Here is an 18,755-nt window from a genome sequence, read left to right on the forward strand (position 1 = left end):
CGCCTGCTTTGTCTTTGCTGTAGTTTTCTTTCAAATCCGCTCATGGTATGGATATTGAAGGTGTATAACATGTATTTTATGTTATATTTTCATCGATGCATCCCAAGAGATTGAACATGGCAACCCCTTCCGGCCCTCAAGCGGCGGCAGCCAAGCCCTTCTATGCCTCCTTCGGTTTCCAGGTGCTCGCCGCCATGGTGGTGGGCCTGGCGCTCGGCCTTTATGCCCGCTCGCTCGGGCCAGATGCGGCAGGCAACCCGAACTGGCTGGTGCAGACGCTGACGACGATCGCCTCGATCTTCGTCCAGTTGCTCTACGCCCTGGTGCCACCTTTGGTCTTTACCGCGATCGTCGCCTCGATCGGCAATCTGCGCAGATTGTCCAATGCCGCCGCGCTGGTCTGGCAGACATTGCTGTGGTTCGCGATCACCGCGCTGATCGCCGTGCTGATCGGCATCACCCTCGGCCTGGTCATCCAGCCGGGCCTGCATTCGACTGTGCTGGCCGAGACTGCCAAGGCGCCGGCCACCACCGGCTCCTGGCTCGACTTCCTGAAAGGCTTGGTGCCCGCCAATATCTTCGGCATCCAGGCCTCGACCAAGCTCACCGATGGCGTCGCCTCGACCTCGCTGCAGTTCAACGTGCTGCAGATCCTGGTGATCGCCATCGCGGTCGGCGTGGCGGCCCTGAGCGTCGGCGAGCGGGCCAATCCCTTCCTGACCTTTAACGAGTCGCTGCTCGCCATCGTGCGCAAGATCCTGTGGTGGGTCATCCGCCTGACCCCGATCGGCACTATCGGCCTGCTCGGCAAGGCTGTGGCGCAATATGGCTGGCAGACGCTGGGACAGCTATCCTGGTATGCGCTCGCCATCTATATCGGCCTCGCCATCGTCCTGCTCGTCGTCTACCCGCTGCTCCTGATCCTGCACGGGCTGAGCCCCGCCCGCTTCTTCGCGGGCGCCTGGCCGGCGATCCAGCTTGCCTTCGTCTCGCGCTCGTCGGTCGGCACCATGCCGGTAACCGAGGCGGTGACGGAGCGCAGCCTCGGCGTGCCCCGGGAATATGCCGCCTTCGCCGTGCCCTTGGGATCGACCACCAAGATGGATGGCTGTGCGGCGATCTATCCGGCCATTTCGGCGATTTTCGTGGCCCAGTTCTACCAGATCCCGCTCGGCATCGAACATTACGCGCTGATCGTGTTCGTCTCGGTGATCGGCTCGGCGGCCACGGCCGGCCTCACCGGCGCCACCGTGATGCTGACCCTGACGCTGTCGACCCTCGGCTTGCCGCTCTCCGGCGTCGGCTTGCTGCTCGCCATCGATCCGATCCTCGACATGGGCCGCACGGCGGTCAACGTTGCCGGCCAGGCGCTGGTGCCGCTGCTGGTCTCCAAGCGTCAGGGCATACTTGACGAAGCCCGCTTCAACCAGGCCGGCGGCATCGACAACCTCGACGCCGGCGTGCCGGCCAAGGGGTAAACTCCGGTCATCCCGTGCGCGATGCAGCATGCAATGCTGCCTCGCAGACACGGGACCGCAGGATGGAAAAGGCGTACCAACTGGCACGCGATCCCGCATCTGCATCGCATCACTTCGTGCTGCAAAGCGTGCGGGATGACCTCGCCCTCAAGCTGCCTCGACGAAGCTGTCGACCACGCGCTTGCGGCCGGCCTTGTCGAAATCGACGGTGAGCTTGTTGCCGTCGATTTCGGCCACTTCGCCATAGCCGAACTTCAGGTGGAAGACGCGGGTGCCGACCTTGTAGGCCGAGGCCGTGCCGGTGGAGCGGGCCACCAATTCGCCCTCGATGGTCAGGGGCTCGCGGCGGAGCGGGGCCTGGGTGGTGCGGAAGCCCGAGGCCATGTTGCTCTGGGCGCGCTGCCAGCCCGGTGTCGAATAATTCGAGCCGGCGAAGGGCTGGGCCTTGTCGAAGCGGCTCATGCCGAGCGAGCCGCCGGAGCCATAGGAATTGGAAGCCTCCATCACGTCGACATGGGCAGCGGGAAGCTCATCGACGAAACGCGATGGCATGGTCGACTGCCACAGGCCGTGGATACGGCGGTTGGAGGCGAACCAGACCTTGGCGCGGCGGCGGGCGCGGGTGAGGCCGACATAGGCCAGGCGCCGTTCCTCCTCCAGGCCCGCGCGGCCATTCTCGTCGAGCGAGCGCTGGTGCGGGAACAGGCCTTCCTCCCAGCCGGGCAGGAAAACGGTCTCGTATTCCAGGCCCTTGGCGCCGTGGAGCGTCAGGATCGAAACCTTGTCCTCGCTGGCGCCTTCTTCGCTGGCATCCATCACCAGAGAGATATGCTCGAGGAAACCGGCCATGTTCTCGAAGCTCTCCATCGAGCGCACGAGTTCCTTGAGGTTTTCCAGCCGGCCCGCAGCCTCGGCCGTGCGGTCCTTCTGCCACATGTCGGTGTAGCCGGATTCCTCCAGGATCAGCTCTGCCAGTTCCTGGTGGCCGAGCACCTCGCTCTGGGCGGCCCAGCGCGAGAAGGAGGCCATCAGGGCGCCGAGCGTCTGGCGCGGCTTGGGCTTGAGTTCCTCGGTCTCCACCAGCACCCGCGCCGCCTGCATCATCGGCACGCCGTTATGGCGGGCATAGTCGTGCAGGATCTGCACCGTGGCGTCGCCGAGGCCGCGCTTGGGCACGTTGACGATGCGCTCGAAGGCAAGATCGTCCGCCGGCTGCATGGTGGCGCGGAAATAAGCGAGGGCGTCGCGGATTTCGGCGCGCTCGTAGAAGCGGGGCCCGCCGATGACGCGATAGGGCAGGCCGAGCGTGACGAAGCGATCCTCGAATTCACGCATCTGGAAAGAGGCGCGCACCAGGATGGCGATGTCGTTGAGGGCGTGGCCCTTGTGCTGCAGCGCCTCGATCTCGTCGCCGATGGCGCGGGCTTCCTCGCCCGAATCCCAGGCGCCGGCGACCGTGACGCGCTCGCCTTCCTCGTCATCGGTGAACAGGGTCTTGCCGAGCCGCCCCTCATTGTTGGCGATCAGGTGCCCGGCCGCGCCGAGAATATGGCCGGTGGAACGGTAGTTCCGCTCGAGCCGGATCACGGTCGCGCCCGGAAAATCCTTCTCGAAGCGCAGGATGTTGTCGACCTCCGCGCCGCGCCAGCCATAGATCGACTGGTCATCGTCGCCGACGCAGCACAAATTCGGCTTTTCGCCGGCCGGCGTCTGGGCGAGCAGGCGCAGCCACAGATATTGGGCGACGTTGGTGTCCTGATACTCATCCACCAGCATGAAGCGGAAGCGGCGGTGATATTCGGCGAGGACACCCGGGTTCTCTCGGAACAGCCGAATGGATTCGAGCAGGAGATCGCCGAAATCGGCGGCGTTCAAGGTCTTGAGGCGCGCCTGGTAGGCGGCATAGAGCTCGCCGCCCTTGCCATTGGCGAAGGACATGGCTTCGCCGGCAGGGACCTGCGCCGGTGTCAGGCCACGGTTCTTCCAGCCGTCGATGGCATTGGCGAGCTGGCGCGCCGGCCAGCGCTTTTCGTCGATGTCGGCGGCCGCGATCACCTGCTTCATCAGGCGGACCTGGTCGTCGGTGTCGAGAATGGTGAAATTGGATTTGAGATCCACCAGTTCGGCGTGGCGGCGCAGGATCTTGACGCCGATGGCATGGAAGGTGCCGAGCCAGGGCATGCCCTCCACGCTCTGGCCGATCAGCACGCCGATGCGTTCGCGCATTTCCCGCGCGGCCTTGTTGGTGAAGGTGACGGCGAGGATCTGATGGGGCGCGGCGCGGCCGGTGGCGAGGATATGGGCGATGCGGGTGGTCAGCACACGCGTCTTGCCGGTTCCGGCGCCCGCCAGCACGAGTACGGGGCCGTCCAATGTCTCCACCGCCGCGCGTTGTTCTGGATTCAGGCCGGTGACATAGGCGGCAGGTCTTGCGGCGGCCATGGCACGCGCGGCAATGCCGCCGGCGGCCGGCTGATGGGCAAGGGAAGGGGAGCGTGGATCGGACAAATCGGGCTTTCGCGTGATTCTGGATTGCCGGATAATGGCTTAGATGGGGAGCCGCGTCGAGATTGCGAGCGGTGCGCGCCGGTTTGCGTCAACAGGCAAGGCCATTGGATTGCCGGTCTCATCCCCCCGGAACACGCTGGGCGATGGTGGTGACGATCACGCCGGCGGTGATCACCGCGGCGCCGAGCCAGGTCAGCCAGTGATAGTGCTCTCCCAGGAGGAAGGTCCCGACACCGAGGCCCAGGGCGGCGGCGACATAGCCGATCTGGGAGAGATAGACCGGCCCGCCCGCCATCTGCAGGCGGAAGAAGAAGGCAAGCATGGCGGCGCTTGCCGCGACCTGCGCCAGGCTGACCAGCGGGGCGTTGGCAAGCGTGCCGAGGCCAAGCCCTCCATTGGCGGCGAGCAGGACGGCCGACATCACCAGGGCGGCGGCGAGGTTGCTGCCTGCCGCAAGAGCCAGGGGCTGGGCACCGCGCGGCCAATCCAGAGTGCGGTAGACATTGCCGGTGGCGAGCGTGAGCGGGATGAGAAAGCCGACTCCGATCCAGAGGAAATTGACTTCGCCCACGCGGCCCTTGCCCAGCACGATCAGCATGGCGCCGATGAAGCCGACCAGGATGCCGCCGACGCCGAGCAGGTTGGGGCGCCGTGCATTCAGCGCCGTCGCCAGGATCGTGGTGACGATCGGCGACAGCGTATACATGATCGAGGTGTAGCCCGAGCCGAGATGCGGAATGATCAGATAGACAAGGAAGTTGGGCAGGGCGTAGGAAATAATCCCGCCTATTGCATAAAAGCGCAGAAAGGGCGGCGTCAGGGGCAAGGCTTCCCGGCGGAGGGCCAGCACGGCGCCGATGACCAGGGCACTGCCCGCAGAAATCAGCAGCGTCCATACGGCCGGCGGTATCCCTGCTGCGCCGGATAATTTTCCGAGCGGAAAATAGAGGCCGAGAAACGTGCCGGTCGCGAGGAGGAGAAAGACAGGTGCCGGTGAATTGGAAGCGGGCATGAACGAGCTTGTGCGGGCTTGATGGGAAGGAAGCGCATGCCCGCTTGCGTCGGGACGCTGGCCGTGCAGCAATGAACGATCCCATAGCCGCCAGGCCGATTCCCATGTTCGACGTTTCCCTGCTCGCCGCAACCTTTTTTGCCGGCTTCCTCTATACGATCTCACCCGGACCCGCTTTCCTGGCTTTGTTTGCGCTCGGCGCGGCGAAGGGGCGCACGCCCGGCGCCTGGTTCATGACCGGCCATCTCGTCGGCGATATCCTGTGGTCGGTGGCGGCCCTGGCGGCGATCGTCGGCGTGAGCCAGATCGGCCCGACGCTGTTCGACATCCTCGGCATCTGCTGCGGGCTCTACCTGATCTATATGGGCGCAAGGGCCATGATGACGCGCCGGGACGGCAAGGCTGCCGTGATCGGGGCCGACCGGCCCCTGGTCAACGGCGTGATCTTCGGCATCACCAATCCGAAATCCTATCCAGTGGCGCTCGCCACCTTCGGCGCGCTGGTGGCGCCCTATGGTGATCACATCACCTGGGCCGCGACGCCCGGCCTGATCATGGCCGCTTTTCTCGGCTTCGTGGCGGCGGACTTCATCCTCTATGTCGCCATCGGCCTCAGGCCGGTGCGGGCTTTCTTTGCGCGCTATGGTGTCTGGGTGACCAGGATCGTGGGCGTCGTCTTCATCGGCTTCGGCCTGAAATCGCTCCTCGACGGCGCACGCGGACTGGCGAGTTCCGCGCGCGGATAGTCCGCCGGGAGCGTCACCCCAAACGCTGGCGTGCCTTGGCGCTGGCGCCGCCGATCAGGCGGTCGGCGATGATGCCGATGAAGGCGATGGCAAGGCCCGCAACGATGCCGCGGCCGGCATCCGCCTTGGCGAGTGCGATGAAGACCTCCTGGCCGAGGTCGCGCGTGCCGATCATCGCACAGATGATGATCATGCTCAGCGACAAGAGGATGGTCTGGTTGATGCCGAGCATGATCTCCGGCAGCGCCATCGGCAGTTGCACGAGACGGAAGGTCTGCCAGCGCGTGCAGCCGGCCGTCTTGGCCGCCTCGATCAGGGTAGGAGGCACCTGGCGCAGGCCGTGATTGGTGTAGCGGATTGCCGGCACGATGGCGAAGGAGACCGTGGCGATCAGGGCGGTGACGTCGCCGACCCGGAACAGCATGACGATCGGGATGATGAAGCAGAAGGACGGCAGGGTCTGCAGGGTGTCGACGATTGGTTCGATGATGCGGAACATACGATCGCTGCGCGAGGCCCAGACGCCGATGGGCATGCCGATCAGCATGGCGAGGACGGCCGAGACACCACAGAGATAGACGGTCGACATCGTCTTCTGCCACAGGCCGGACGAGGCGCAGAACAGCACGAGGAGGCCGATGAGGAGGGCGAGGCGCCAGCCTGCCAGCCGATATCCGGCCAGCACCAGCAGCACCAGTGCGGCGAGCCAGGGAATGGCCTCGCAAAAGGCCCGGATAGGGTTGAGCACATAGACCAGCAGCCCGACGCGCAGAGCTTCGATCACGTCGAAGAAATGCACGGTGATCCAGTCGACGCCGGCCTTCCACCAGGGCGCGGTCGACAAGGTCCAGCCGGGCGGGATCTTGGCAAGAGCGGGCAGGACGAGGCTCGCCAGCGTGGTCGCAGCCAGCACGGCCAGGGCCAGGACGAGATGGGGATGGCGGGCGACGAGCCCGCTGCCCTCATGATGCACGGGCCGGCCCCCGCGATAGGCGAAGGCCTGCGAGAGGCGGTCGAGGGCGATGGCCAGCACCACGATGGCGAAACCCGCCTCCATGCCCTGGCCGATCTTGAGGGCACGCAGGGCCAGCAGCACGTCATAGCCGAGCCCGCCCGCGCCGATCATCGAAGAGATGATCACCATGTTGAGCGCCAGCATGATCACCTGGTTGACGCCGACCATCAGCAAAGGGCGCGCCGTGGGGATCAGCACGCGCCAGAGTTTCTGGCGCGGCGTGCACCCCGCCATCACGGCAAAATCGGCGATCTCGGAGGGGATGCGCGACAACGCCACCATGGTGGCCCGCACCATCGGCGGCGTGGCGAAGATCGAGGTGGCGATCATCGCCGAAACCGGGCTGTTGCCGAACAGGATCAGCATGGGGATGAGATAGGCGAAGGTCGGGATCGTCTGCATCAGATCGAGCGCCGGCGTGACCACCAGTTTCTCCAGCCTGGGAAAGCGCCAGGCAGCGATGCCGAGCAGTAGGCCCGTCAGTACGCAAAGCGGCACCGAGATCAGGATCAGGGCGAGGGTGAGCATGGCCCCCTGCCACTGGCCGAACAGGGCGATATAGCCAAAACAGGCTGCCATCAGCGCAGCAAGTCGCAGGCCCCCCGCCGCATGGCCGGCAATGATCGTAGCCGAAATCACGCCGAGCCAGGATAGCGTTGGAAGCAGGAAACCCCACAACTTCAAGGGCTTGGCTAGTAGTCCGAAAGCTATCTGGAGGGGGAGGTCGAGGACAGAGGCGCTTGCCCGCGTCAGCCAGCTCAGATTGCCTTTCATCCAGGCCATGAGGGCCGACATCCAGCCCGCGAAGGGCACGATCCAGTCGTCCGGCCAGGCGGAGAGCCAGCCCGCATTCGACCTCATGAGGTAGAGCGCGATGGCGAACAGGAAAGCGAGGCACCAGATCGCTGCCCAGACCGTTACCCGGCCGCCGGTCGATGCATGCGGCTGCGTGAGGGAAAGGGGGGCTGGCTTGCTCAAGCGGCGGTCCTGCGCTGATCGCTGCCGGTCAGGATGTCGAGCACGGCATCGGGCATGACTTCGCCCAGTAGGACGCCCGTGGGATCGCGGACGGCGAAGGGAGCCGCGGCGGCGATGATATCGGCAGCGAAAGAGGAAACCTTGTCCGTCGGGGCGAGACTGCCGGCATAGGCGGAGCCTGGCCGGGGAGGGCGCATGAGGCCATGGGCGGAGACCACTTTCGCCCGTTGGACATCGCGGGTGAACTCCGCGACATAATCGGTTGCGGGCCGCGTGACGAGTTCCTCCGGCGTGCCGGTCTGGATGATGGCGCCATCCTTCATGATGGCGACGCGATCGGCGAGGCGGATCGCCTCGTCGAAGTCATGGGTGATGAAGACGATGGTCTTGTGCAGCACCTTCTGCAGCCGGACGAGTTCGTCCTGCATCTCCCGGCGGATCAGCGGATCGAGCGCGGAGAAGGGTTCGTCGAGGAACCAGAGTTCCGGCTTGGTGGCGAGGCTGCGCGCGATGCCGACGCGCTGCTGCTGGCCGCCCGAGAGCTCGCGCGGATAGAAGCCCTCGCGGCCGCGCAGGCCGACCAGGTCGACCATGTCCTGCGCCCGTTTCAGCCGTTCGGCCTTGGCGATGCCCTGGACTGCCAGCGGGAAGGCGACGTTCTCGATCACGTTCAGATGCGGCAGCAGGGCGAAGTTCTGGAACACCATGCCCATCTTGTGCCGGCGAAGCTCGATCATCTCCGCTTCGCTGGCCTTGAGCAGGTCCCTGCCGTCGAATTCGACCGTGCCGGCAGTCGGTTCGATCAATCGGGCCAGGCAACGCAGCAGCGTGGATTTGCCTGAACCGGACAGGCCCATGATGATGAAGATCTCGCCTTCATGCACGGTCAGGCTCGCCTCGCGCACGGCGGCGACCAGGCTTGCCTTGGCAAGGTCCTCATCCGTCGGTCGCTGGCCGTGCCGCGCCAACTCGCGGGCGGCATTGGGGCCGAAGACCTTCCAGACGTCACGGCAGGCGAGCTTCACGGCTCGCGTGGCGGCGTCCGAGCCCGGCGAAGGGGTCGCGCCTTGCATCGATACCTCTTGAATGCATCGGGTAACCAACGGGCGGATCTTCGGATCCGCCCGCAACGACGGCGTCAGCCGCGGGGCATGGCGGGTCCGTCACCGCCTGCCGTAGGGGTTCACTGTGCCCAGGTTTTCCAGGTTGCTTCGTGATCGGTGACCCACTTGGCCGCTACCTCGTCCAGGCTCTTGCCTTCGAGGTCGACCTGGCCGCTCAGCTTGTTGAGCTCGTCGGTTTCGATCGTGTAGGCCTTGGCGACCTTGTAGGCCACGGGCCATTTGTCCTTCATGCCGGACCAGGCATATTTCCAGATCTCGCCATGCGGCTTGCCGCAGTCATATTTGGCATCGGGGTTGGTACCCCATTTCGGATCGGTGTAGCAGGCCGGCTCGTATTCGGGGAATTGCACCCACTCGCCCTGATATTTCGCCGTGGCCCAGTGCGGCGAATAGATCCACAGCATGATCGGCGCCTTGCGCTGATAGGCGGAATCGAGTTCGGCGAACATGGCGCCATCCGTGCCGGCATGAATGACCGTGAAGGGCAGCTTCAGCGCTGCCACGCGTTCGTCATCGAAGCCTTCCCAGGTCACGGGCCCACCGAGATAGCGCCCCTTGGGCGCGGTATCGGGCGTGGAGAAGGCTTCAGCGCATTTCGGGTCCAGCAGGGCCTTCCAATCGGGCAGGCCGGGGCATTTCTCCTTCATATAGATCGGGTACCACCACTCCTCCTTGGCCTTGGGGCCGAGCTTGCCCAGGCGTTCGGTCTGCTTGGTGGCATCGGAGGCCTTCATGGCCTCGCCGGCGGTGGTGTCCCAGAATTCGACGCCGAGGGTCAGGTCGCCATTGGTGAGGCCGGTGGTCAGGCTGGAGAGATAGTCCGCGGTCGGATATTCGACGGTATATCCGAGCTTTTCGAGGATGCCGCCCAGGATCTTGGCGTTGAGGTTGACGCTGGTCCAGTCGAACAAGGCAATCTTGATGGGATCCGAGGATTCCGGCGAGGCAGCCGAGGCCGGTGAAATCCCCACGAGCAAAGCGAGCGCCGCGGCCGCAAGGCCGCTGCGTTGAAATACTTTCAGGCAGTCCATGATTGGCACCCTTCCGTCTCTCTGAATGGCCGGCAGGCGCTTGTGCCTCTTGTGAGCGAACTCTGTTGCCCGGGGTCTGTCGCCACTGCCGATCGTGAAAGTGTGGCCCAGAGACCGCTCTTGGGCAAGTTATTTTCGTGCCAAGAATATTGGCTATATTTCAGAATGTTACTGATACCTCTTTGGGCGCTTTGCTCGAAAAGGCGGCGCCCGCTTCATGCCGGATTCGTGCGGAGTATCGATGGATACTGCACCGGGATTTCACGGTGGGACCAATGCGCCTGCATCGAGGCTGCAAATGCGCCTGCCAGGATTGGGCATGGCAATGCTCAGGCTCTTCCTTCGCGAATTCTGGCTGTTCGGCCTCAAGCAGGCCTGGGCCTGCCTGTTCGGCGGCTCCTTCCTCGCCCTGATCCTGGCGACCCGCTTCTATTATCCCGAAGGCGCCTGGCTTGGCCGCTACGATTTCCTCTGCTTTGCGGCTCTAGGCATTCAGGGCCTTCTGCTGGCGCTCAAGCTCGAGACCTGGGAAGAGGCCGCCGTGATCGCGGTCTTCCACGTCGTCGGCACCATCATGGAGATCTACAAGACCCAGGCCGGTTCCTGGGCCTATCCCGAGCCGAGCCTGCTCAGGATCGGCGAAGTGCCGTTGTTCTCGGGCTTCATGTATTCGGCCGTCGGCAGCTATATCGCCCGGGCGGCCCGCCTGTTCGACTTCCGCTACAGCTGCTATCCGCGCATGCGCTGGACGATCCTGCTGGCCGCGTTGATCTATGTGAATTTCTTCACCCACCATTTCCTGCCGGACATTCGCCTCGGCCTGTTCGCCGCCATCGGCATCCTGTTCTGGCGCACGCAGATCTATTTCACAATGGATCGCGAGCCGCGTTCCATGCCCCTGCTGGTCGGCTTCTTCCTGGTCGCCTTCTTCATCTGGATCGCCGAGAACATCGGGAGTTTCGGCCAGGTCTGGATCTATCCCAACCAGCGCCATGGCTTTGCCCTGGTCTCCCTGGGCAAGCTCGGTGCCTGGTATCTGTTGATGATCGTCAGCTTCGTGCTGGTGTCGCTGGTGCACCGGCCGGTATTGCTGAGACGTGCTTCCCGCCGACCGGAGCCTATTGCCGGCTGAGCGGCGCCGGGGTTCGTATGGCGCGGCCGACGATTTCGGGGGTAGGCAGATAGCCGTGCGAGGTGCGCATCTCGGCAAGATTGTCGATGATGTCGCAGGGGAAGGGGGCCACCCGCCGGGTCGCCATGTCGATGTTGAGGGAAATCAGCTCACAGGTCGCCGACACCCAGCCTTCGGTGGCGTGGCAGAGTTCCTCATAGATGTGCAGGCGCTTTTCGTCATAGCCGACCAGTTGCAAGCGCACCCGCACGGGGTCGTCGAGGTGAAGTTCACGCTTGTAGATGACATGCACTTCACCTGTGAAGAAAGACATGCCTCGCTCGCGGATGTAATCCTCGCCCAGACCGACGAGCGACAGCGCCTCGCCAAGGGCGTTGTCGAACAGCACGTGATAATAGGCCATGTTCAGATGGCCGTTATAGTCGATCCAATGCGGCTCGATGCGCATCTGCGAGGATACGAACGGCGCGAAGAACAATGCCGGCAATTTGCTGGTGTCAAACATCTCCGCCCCCACGCCACAAAGTCTTCCGCCCTCTCAATCCACTTCAAACTGAATATCCGAACCTGTTGGGCAGGCTCGGATATTCAGTTCGTTTCAGAACTGTCCGCACCGAACGGGGGCGGATCGATCACGATCACGATACCCTCTGGCGCAAGCCTTCCAAGTCAGTGTATGCCAAATGGCTCATACCTCAAGAAAAAGTAGCATATTATGGTCAATTCCGGCGCAAATTCCCGGCGCTACCAGCCAGAAGATCTGTCCGCCGTCTGCGATACCCTTGCCGGGCAATTCGGTCCGCGCTTTTCGGCAGGCCAGGCCCTGCGCGACCAGCATGCGAGCACGCTGACCTGGCTGCCGGCGCAGGCGCCGGATGCCGTGGTCTTTCCCGAGAATGAAGGAGAAGTGGCCGATATCGTCCGGCTGTGCGCCCGTCATGGCGTGCCCATCATTCCCTATGGCACCGGAACCGGCCTGGAGGGGCATGTCAATGCGCCGGAAGGCGGCATCTCCGTCGACACCAGCCGTATGAACGCCATCGTGGCCGTGCATGCCGAGGACCTCGATGCCGTGGTGCAGCCAGGGGTCACGCGCAAGCAGCTCAACGACTATCTGCGCGACCAGGGATTGTTCTTCCCCATCGATCCCGGCGCCGACGCTTCCCTGGGCGGCATGGCGGCGACGCGTGCTTCGGGTACCAATGCCGTGCGCTATGGCACCATGAAGGACAACGTCCTTTCGTTGCGCGCGGTGCTGGCCAATGGCGAGATCATCTCGACGGCGAGCCGCGCCAAGAAGAGCTCGGCCGGCTATGATCTCACCCGTCTGCTCGTTGGTTCGGAGGGAACGCTCGGCCTCATCACCGAAGTGACGTTGCGCCTGCATGGCATACCCGAGGCTATCAGCGCGGGCGTCTGCCCCTTCGGCAGCGAGAAGGCTGCCTGTGATGCGGTGATCGCCACCATCCAGTCCGGGCTTGCCGTGGCGCGCATCGAACTGCTCGACACCTTGATGGTGAAGGCAGCCAATGCCTATTCCGGTCTCGGCCTGCCAGAGACCCCGATGCTGTTCCTGGAATTCCACGGCAGCGACGCCGGCGTGGCCGAGCAGGCCGAGCGCTTCGGCGAAATCGCCGCCGAGTTCGGCGGCGGCCCTTTCACCTGGGCCACCAAGCCCGAGGAGCGCACCAAGCTGTGGGCGGCGCGCCACAATGCCTATTGGGCGGTCAAGTCCATGTGGCAGGGGGCCGAGATCGTCGCCACCGATGTCTGCGTGCCGCTGTCGCGCCTGGCCGAATGCGTGGCCGAAACGCGACGGGACATCGATGCCACCGGCCTGATCGCCCCGATCGTGGGCCATGTCGGCGACGGCAATTTCCACGTGCAGCCGATGATCGACATGAGCGACCCCGGCGAGATCGCCGCCTGCGAGGGCTTCCTCGAAAGGCTGGTGGAGCGGGCGCTGGCCATGGAAGGCACCTGCACGGGCGAGCATGGCGTGGGGCAGGGCAAGCGCAAATATCTCAAAGCCGAGCATGGCGCCCCGGCCCTGGCAGCAATGCAGGCGATCAAGCAGGCCCTGGACCCGGCAGGCATCATGAATCCCGGCAAGATTTTTCCTGATTGAGCGGGCAGACCAGGGTCTGACGCTCGTTCGAGCAGCCGGTTTCCGGGCCCCTGCAAAAAGCAACAGGCGGATGCTCCCCGTGGAAACATCCGCCTGTCGTCTTCATTCATCTTGGGCACCCGTCCGGGTGCCTGTCGAGCCTTGCCTGCGGCCAGGCCCAGCTCTGTTTGTTCAAGGATAGTACCGGCCCGGTCCCTCCCAGCCGTGGAACCTATCCTCTCCTATGGCGTCACCACCACCGGCTGACCAGCGGCCTTTCCTTCAGTAGCGTCCTTGGGTTTGACACGGACGATGATCGGCATCGTCAAACCGGAAGGGACGGGCCGGCCGTCGAGATAGCCTGCCTGCTGTGTTTGCTTGTCCACCGAAAGAAATACCAGCATGTTCGCGGCTGCTACACGGCTTGTCGGCTCGCTACGGGCCAACGGAGACTGCCCCGTACTAGTCCCAACCGTATAAAAGCCTGCGCCGAAGACACCTAACGCCAATACGACTCCGACGGAGCTGATCAAGCGTAACATTGTGTACCCACCTCACTGAAAGCGAGAGATACCGTTCCTCTATTGACGCGACGCTGTTGTGACGAACGGCCAGGAATTCGACCGCCCCTTTTTCGCCCGCTGCTCATTCTTTTGTGTGGGAGCATCCAGGCACAGCCCAGCCGGTTCATGCTTTAGCATTTATCCCGGCGGCGGATGTCATAGCACAAATTTTGTACGGGTCTTAATGAAATCTAAAGAATTGGTGAAAATGTGAATATGCCGGGTCGTTCGTAAGACAATTGCGGGCGAATCTGTCCATACTCAATTCTTTGCGGATGATTCTGGCCTTATGAGGTCGCCGGTTTGCGGCCTCGTCTGGTGACCTGGGACCACAGTTTCTCCCTGTTCCCGGTTTCGTCTCGCCTTGGTTTTCGCGTATGGTCGGAACTGGCCGGGAGGGGCTCGATGCCGGATCCACCATGCCGCCAGCGGCGGGTTTGGAGTGTCTGCCGGTTCGGGAGCAAAGCGTGTTTTGACAGAACGCATTTTGCTCCAACGATTTGTTTGGACGCATTTTGCGATTCTTGACGATAGGGCTGGATCGCAAAGGGCTTTGGAAAGGACGTGCGGCGTGCGCGAGGCGCTCACCGTTATCGGTTTTTTGTTGATCGTGGCGTTCGCGGCGGTGTTCACCGCGCCCCTCTACGTCGACTGGAATGCCTGGCGCGAGGATATCGGCAACCGCCTCACGCAGCATTTCGGCACGCCCGTCATCATTCGTGGCCCGATCGAAGCACGGCTTCTGCCCCAGCCTTGGCTCTCGCTCTCCGATGTCAGTATCGGCGACCCCTATGGCACCACCAGGTTGAACGTTGCCCGTATCGACGGAGACGTCAGCCTCGGCGGCCTGCTGCGGGGCGATGTCGATCTTTCCAATGTCGTGGTGCGGGATCCTGCCTTGTCCGTGGCGGCCGATGACGAGGGGACGATCGCGCCTCTTTCGAAATATCCGGTGTCGCTCGGGGCGGCGGTCGAGAGCTTCGAGGTCAGCGGTGGCTCGCTTCACTATGTCAACAAGGTCGACGGCCAGGACATCAGTCTCACCGGCATCAATCTGGTCGGTGAATCCGGCTCGGTTCTCGGCCCCTACAAGGCCGAGGGCGGGATCAAGATCGCAGGCGTTCCCCATACGGTGAAAATCGCCACGGGCGTGGCCGAGAAAGGCAGTCTCAATCTGCGCATCACGGCCGTGCCGGCGGACAAGCCGGTAACGCTCGATCTCGACGGCCAGGTCAAGCTTCAGGGCGGCAAGCCAACCTTCGTCGGCATGGCGACGCTGCTGCGTCCAACTTTCTCCGCGAAGGCGGCGGGAGAGGGGGGTGCCGATGATCAGGGAGCCGGCGAGCAGCTGGCCTGGAGCATGTCGGGACCTGTGACGGCGACGCCGGCGGGCGTGGTCTCCGACAAGGTGGCGATCCAGCTCGGGCCGGACGAGCGCGCGCTCAAGCTTGCTGGCAGCGTCAACCTGGCTTTCGGTGCCACCCCGGTGCTGGAAGCGAATCTTGCCGGCAAGCAACTCGAGCTCGATCGTTTCGTCGGTATCGGCCCCGACAAGCGCCAACCGCCGGCTGCGGTGCTGGCAAGACTTGCCAAGGTCGTGCCGGTGCTTGCCGGAGCCGCCACCAACGCTCAGATCGACCTGACTGCAGATGGTCTCATGCTGGGCGGTGAGTTGACCCAGAATGCCCGGGCCAGCATCCGGGTAGCCGAGGGGAAGCTGCAGGTCGATCGTCTCGAGGCGGACTTGCCGGGCAACAGCCATCTTTTGCTGGCCGGTGACGTCAATGACGAAGGTGGCGGGTTCAAGGGCAATCTCGACCTCAAATCAGACCGGGCTACCGGCCTGATCGGCTGGCTGCAGGGCCAACCCGTCCTGGGACGGCCGGACGCCGCGCGCAAGCTGTCCTTGAAGGCTGCGCTCGAGGCCGATACCGACAAGGTCGATTTTTCGCAGCTGACCCTTGCCATCGACGATGCGGCGGTCAAAGGCAGGCTGGCCTGGAACCGGCTGGCGCACGGCCGGTCCGCCGGACGGGTCGAAGCCAACCTCGCCGCGCAACGCATCGACCTCGACGCGCTGCCATCGGTGGCCGCTCTCCTGCCCGGCAGCAGCGATCTGTTCAGCGAAGCCGATGTCCGCCTGCAGGCCCAGGAACTCGCCTTGTCCGGAATCGAGGCCAAATCGGTCAGTGGACATATCAAGGCCGGCGGCAAGCTGATCGCGTTGGAAGACGTGGTCGTCAGCGACCTCGGCGGCGCCAATCTCACGGCCAATGGCCGTATCGACAATATCGGCGCCGAGCCCCAGGGCGAAATCCGCGTCGTGCTGAACGGCAAGGACCTTTCGGGGCTGGCGACCGCGCTCAAGCGCAGTACGCTGCCGGCTTTCTGGGTCAATGCCTTCGCGGCTCGCGCGGCCGCGCTCTCTCCAGCCAATGCCAGCCTTTCCATCGCATTCGGCGCCGTACGGCGTTATTCGGTCGACGGCAAGTTTGGCGGCAGCGTCCTGCAGCTCGACACGCAATTCGCGGGGAAGGGGGCGGGGGAGAGTGCCGATATCCGGGTGAAGGCCGACAGCCTCGATGTCGCGACACTGATGCGCCAGGCCGGGCTCGACTATACGGTGGGCTCCGTGCCCGGGCGCGCCTCGCTGGAAATGGCTTTGTCGGGCCCGCTCAATGGCGCGCTGCGCTGGAACGCCGGCTTCGAAGGAGCTGGGTTACAGCTTTCCGGCACCGGCAAGATGACCGGCTCGTTCGAGGCACCGGCCTTTGACGGGCGTTTGGCGGCCAGCACCGACGATGCGCTGGTACCCGCCCAGCTTCTGGGGCTGCCGCTTCCGGGCGTGGTTCCGTCCCAGAGCGCCACGCTGGACTCCGGCTTTCGTGCCAGGGCAGGGCGCTATGTCTTCGACGACCTGACGGGGACCGTGCTCGGCATGCCGGTCAGTGGCGCACTCACCATCAGTGCCGGCAGGCCGACACGCCTCGACGGCCGGCTGAATTTTCTCAAGGCCGATGGGCAATTGCTCGGGTCGTTGTTCTCGGGAGCGGATCTGAGCGCCGGGAATGCCAATGGCAATGCCTTTTCCGACGAGACCTTCGGCCCGGGGGCCTTCGATGCCCTCGCCGGTCGGCTCGCCATCTCGGCCAAGACGTTGCGCCTGTCGCGGCGTCTGCCGGAGCTCAACGATGCACGTGCGGTGGTGAATTTCGGCAATGGCAAGGTTGCCGTGGACGATTTTGCGGCGAAACTCGCCGCTGGTGACGTCACCGGCGCCCTCCAGCTTTCTCACGCAGCCCTCGATACCGCTGCGAGCGGGCGTTTCTCGCTGCACAAGGTCACGCTGCAGGGACGCCAGCTCTCCGGTGAGCTGGCCATGGGACTCGAATTCCAGGGCAATGGCCGTTCACCCGACGCAATCATGTCCTCCCTCACGGGGGGCGGAACTGCCGAACTCGTCCAGGCATCGCTGGCTGGGCTTTCTGAAAATGCCTTCGGCCATACGGTAGCGGCGGTGGATGGCGGGCTTTCCGGCGACGCTAATCACGTCCGGCAGGCCTTCGAGCGCAGTCTGGACGAGGCCCCGCTGAAGACGGGAACGATCAGTGGCAATCTCTCGCTTGCGGGCGGCGTCCTCCGCCTCTCCTCGACGAGGGCGACCTCGGTTCAAGGCAGTGTCGCCCTTTCCGGCCTGCTGGATCTTTCGGATCTGACGGTGAAGGCCGACATCGCCCTATCGCCTGCCAATCCGGCCGATGGCTTTGGCGGCCCGGCCCCGACGATCCCGGTGCAATTGCGCGGTGCCATCGACGCCCTGCAAAAGCAGGTCGATGTGTCGAGCCTCGTCGCCTGGCTCAGTATTCGCGGCGTCGAACAGCAGGCCCGCAAGCTCGAGGCACTGGAGGCCCAGCGGCGGATCGAGGAGAAGGCGCAGGAGGATGCCCGGCGGGCGGAAGCCCTGAAGATGCAGAAAGCAATCGAGGATGCCCGCCGGAAGGCACTGCCGCCGCTGCAATTGGGGCCGGTCGCGCCGGCAGCGGGTGGGGCGGGAATGCCGCTTGCGCCATCGCCCGGCCTTCCTGGCGTTCCTCCGATGACTTTGCCCTCGCTCGAAAACCTGCCGGTCTCGCCGGTGACACCCGGGCATACCACGGTGGTACCGGCCCCGCTTCTGCCGAATGCCGGGCCGGCCTTGCCGCAAGCACCCATCGGATCCCCACCCGTGGGTCCCTGAGACAAGGCTGGAAGCTTGGCTTCCCGCTATCTCGGTTGAAATGAATGTTCAAGATCGCGAGTGGTATTATAGCACCGGCAATTTTAGGCTGCAGAATGAGACTGCTGAACCAACCATGGTGGCAGGGCTGAGCCCGAAGGAGGCCATGTCCGCTCGCTTGAAGGGAAAGTGGCCGTTGTCGTAAAGACAACCCTTATAACTTGACGACAAACAGCGGACAGGGGCCAAGCCGGTCTTGGTAGATGTGCATGCTTTTCAAGCAATCGGACGAATACGGTTGCCGCTCGTTTCAAATTAACTCGCCCCTCAGCCTCGGCGAACATTCTCCAGGACGAAGAGCCGGATGGCGGAAGACAGATTTCCTTGGGCGCGCGTGGCATCGATCTCGGCAACGACGTCCGAGAGCGTGAGATCGCGCTTGGCGGCCAGTTCCTTCAACGTTTCCCAAAAGGCGTCCTCGAGGGATACGCTCGTCTTGTGGCCGGCAATGACGATCGAACGTTTAACGACTTTGCTTTTCATGACAGCCCATCACTCTACATTATTGGGCTCCAGGCGGTGTCTGTCGAGGTGCCTTTCGGCCTCCTGCTTGTCCGCCTGCAGCCTGTCTCTATCGATGCGCGAGAGTCCATGGATCGAGCGTTTCCGGGCTGCTTCCTGCCCGGCTTCGGCCCTTGCCCGAGCCTTGCGTACTCTCCTCAAATTCACGATCTCAGCCATCAGCTTACCGGAAAGGAACTTTCTCTCAAGTGAACAACTTCAATATCGACTTGAGGCTCGATTGGGTTGCATCTTGTAAGACATATGCGTTGGTTAGAAAACAA

Annotated in this window: 14 protein-coding genes; 5 read left to right on the top strand and 9 right to left on the bottom strand. The window is 63.8% G+C overall.

All coding sequences use genetic code 11. From position 1 onward, the window contains the following. Window positions 1-116 precede the first annotated feature (116 nt). Window positions 117-1,478, top strand: coding sequence for a dicarboxylate/amino acid:cation symporter (locus U1R88_RS19705; protein WP_322432776.1), 1,362 nt, complete (start codon window positions 117-119; stop codon window positions 1,476-1,478). A gap of 147 nt (window positions 1,479-1,625) precedes the next feature. On the opposite strand, the gene U1R88_RS19710 is transcribed toward U1R88_RS19705, so the two are convergent. Both U1R88_RS19710 and U1R88_RS19715 read right to left on the bottom strand, forming a co-directional pair. Then, window positions 1,626-3,986: an ATP-dependent helicase gene (locus tag U1R88_RS19710; RefSeq protein WP_322432777.1), complete on the bottom strand. Its 2,361-nt coding sequence runs from the start codon at window positions 3,984-3,986 to the stop codon at window positions 1,626-1,628. Between the two features lie 118 nt (window positions 3,987-4,104). Then, window positions 4,105-4,998: a DMT family transporter gene (locus U1R88_RS19715; protein WP_322432778.1), complete on the bottom strand. Its 894-nt coding sequence runs from the start codon at window positions 4,996-4,998 to the stop codon at window positions 4,105-4,107. 71 nt (window positions 4,999-5,069) lie between these two features. On the opposite strand from U1R88_RS19715, the gene U1R88_RS19720 reads away from it, so the two are divergent. Continuing rightward, window positions 5,070-5,744 (top strand): LysE family translocator, encoded by a 675-nt coding sequence (locus U1R88_RS19720; protein WP_322432779.1) that lies wholly within the window; start codon window positions 5,070-5,072, stop codon window positions 5,742-5,744. Between the two features lie 13 nt (window positions 5,745-5,757). Here the strand turns inward: U1R88_RS19720 and U1R88_RS19725 are convergent, their stop codons facing one another. The 3 genes from U1R88_RS19725 to U1R88_RS19735 all read right to left on the bottom strand — a co-directional run bounded on the left by U1R88_RS19725 (window position 5,758) and on the right by U1R88_RS19735 (window position 9,892). Next, on the bottom strand, window positions 5,758-7,737 hold the full coding sequence (locus U1R88_RS19725; RefSeq protein ID WP_322432780.1) for an ABC transporter permease: 1,980 nt from the start codon (window positions 7,735-7,737) through the stop codon (window positions 5,758-5,760). Beyond that, window positions 7,734-8,810: a quaternary amine ABC transporter ATP-binding protein gene (locus tag U1R88_RS19730; RefSeq protein ID WP_322432781.1), complete on the bottom strand. Its 1,077-nt coding sequence runs from the start codon at window positions 8,808-8,810 to the stop codon at window positions 7,734-7,736. The genes U1R88_RS19725 and U1R88_RS19730 overlap by 4 nt, the downstream gene beginning before the upstream one ends. A 110-nt stretch (window positions 8,811-8,920) precedes the next feature. After that, the gene (locus U1R88_RS19735) at window positions 8,921-9,892 is read right to left on the bottom strand and encodes an ABC transporter substrate-binding protein (RefSeq protein ID WP_322432782.1); all 972 of its coding nucleotides are present in this window, start codon (window positions 9,890-9,892) and stop codon (window positions 8,921-8,923) included. Between the two features lie 319 nt (window positions 9,893-10,211). On the opposite strand from U1R88_RS19735, the gene U1R88_RS19740 reads away from it, so the two are divergent. Beyond that, entirely contained in the window at window positions 10,212-11,024 is an 813-nt protein-coding gene (locus U1R88_RS19740; protein WP_322432783.1) for a DUF817 domain-containing protein, read from the top strand. Here the strand turns inward: U1R88_RS19740 and U1R88_RS19745 are convergent. After that, complete coding sequence (locus U1R88_RS19745) at window positions 11,011-11,529, bottom strand: thioesterase family protein (RefSeq protein WP_311941611.1); 519 nt, start codon at window positions 11,527-11,529, stop codon at window positions 11,011-11,013. The two genes, U1R88_RS19740 and U1R88_RS19745, sit on opposite strands and share 14 nt — an antisense overlap. A gap of 210 nt (window positions 11,530-11,739) precedes the next feature. Here U1R88_RS19745 and U1R88_RS19750 point away from each other — a divergent pair, with 210 nt between their 5' ends. After that, window positions 11,740-13,152: an FAD-binding oxidoreductase gene (locus U1R88_RS19750; protein ID WP_322432784.1), complete on the top strand. Its 1,413-nt coding sequence runs from the start codon at window positions 11,740-11,742 to the stop codon at window positions 13,150-13,152. Window positions 13,153-13,373: 221 nt separating this feature from the next. On the opposite strand, the gene U1R88_RS19755 is transcribed toward U1R88_RS19750, so the two are convergent. Continuing rightward, on the bottom strand, window positions 13,374-13,535 hold the full coding sequence (locus U1R88_RS19755; protein ID WP_156771335.1) for a hypothetical protein: 162 nt from the start codon (window positions 13,533-13,535) through the stop codon (window positions 13,374-13,376). A gap of 730 nt (window positions 13,536-14,265) precedes the next feature. Between U1R88_RS19755 and U1R88_RS19760 the strand changes: the two genes are divergently transcribed. Further along, window positions 14,266-17,931 carry an AsmA family protein gene (locus tag U1R88_RS19760; RefSeq protein ID WP_322432785.1) on the top strand — a complete coding sequence of 1,222 codons (3,666 nt, stop codon included), beginning with the start codon at window positions 14,266-14,268 and terminating at the stop codon, window positions 17,929-17,931. Window positions 17,932-18,237: 306 nt separating this feature from the next. Here the strand turns inward: U1R88_RS19760 and U1R88_RS19765 are convergent, their stop codons facing one another. Next, entirely contained in the window at window positions 18,238-18,453 is a 216-nt protein-coding gene (locus tag U1R88_RS19765; protein ID WP_068282176.1) for a ribbon-helix-helix domain-containing protein, read from the bottom strand. Between the two features lie 9 nt (window positions 18,454-18,462). After that, complete coding sequence (locus U1R88_RS19770; RefSeq protein ID WP_068282179.1) at window positions 18,463-18,651, bottom strand: DUF4169 family protein; 189 nt, start codon at window positions 18,649-18,651, stop codon at window positions 18,463-18,465. Between the last annotated feature and the right edge of the window lie 104 nt (window positions 18,652-18,755).

The organism is Labrys sedimenti (genome assembly GCF_034424805.1).
Classification (GTDB): Bacteria; Pseudomonadota; Alphaproteobacteria; order Rhizobiales; family Labraceae; genus Labrys; species Labrys sedimenti.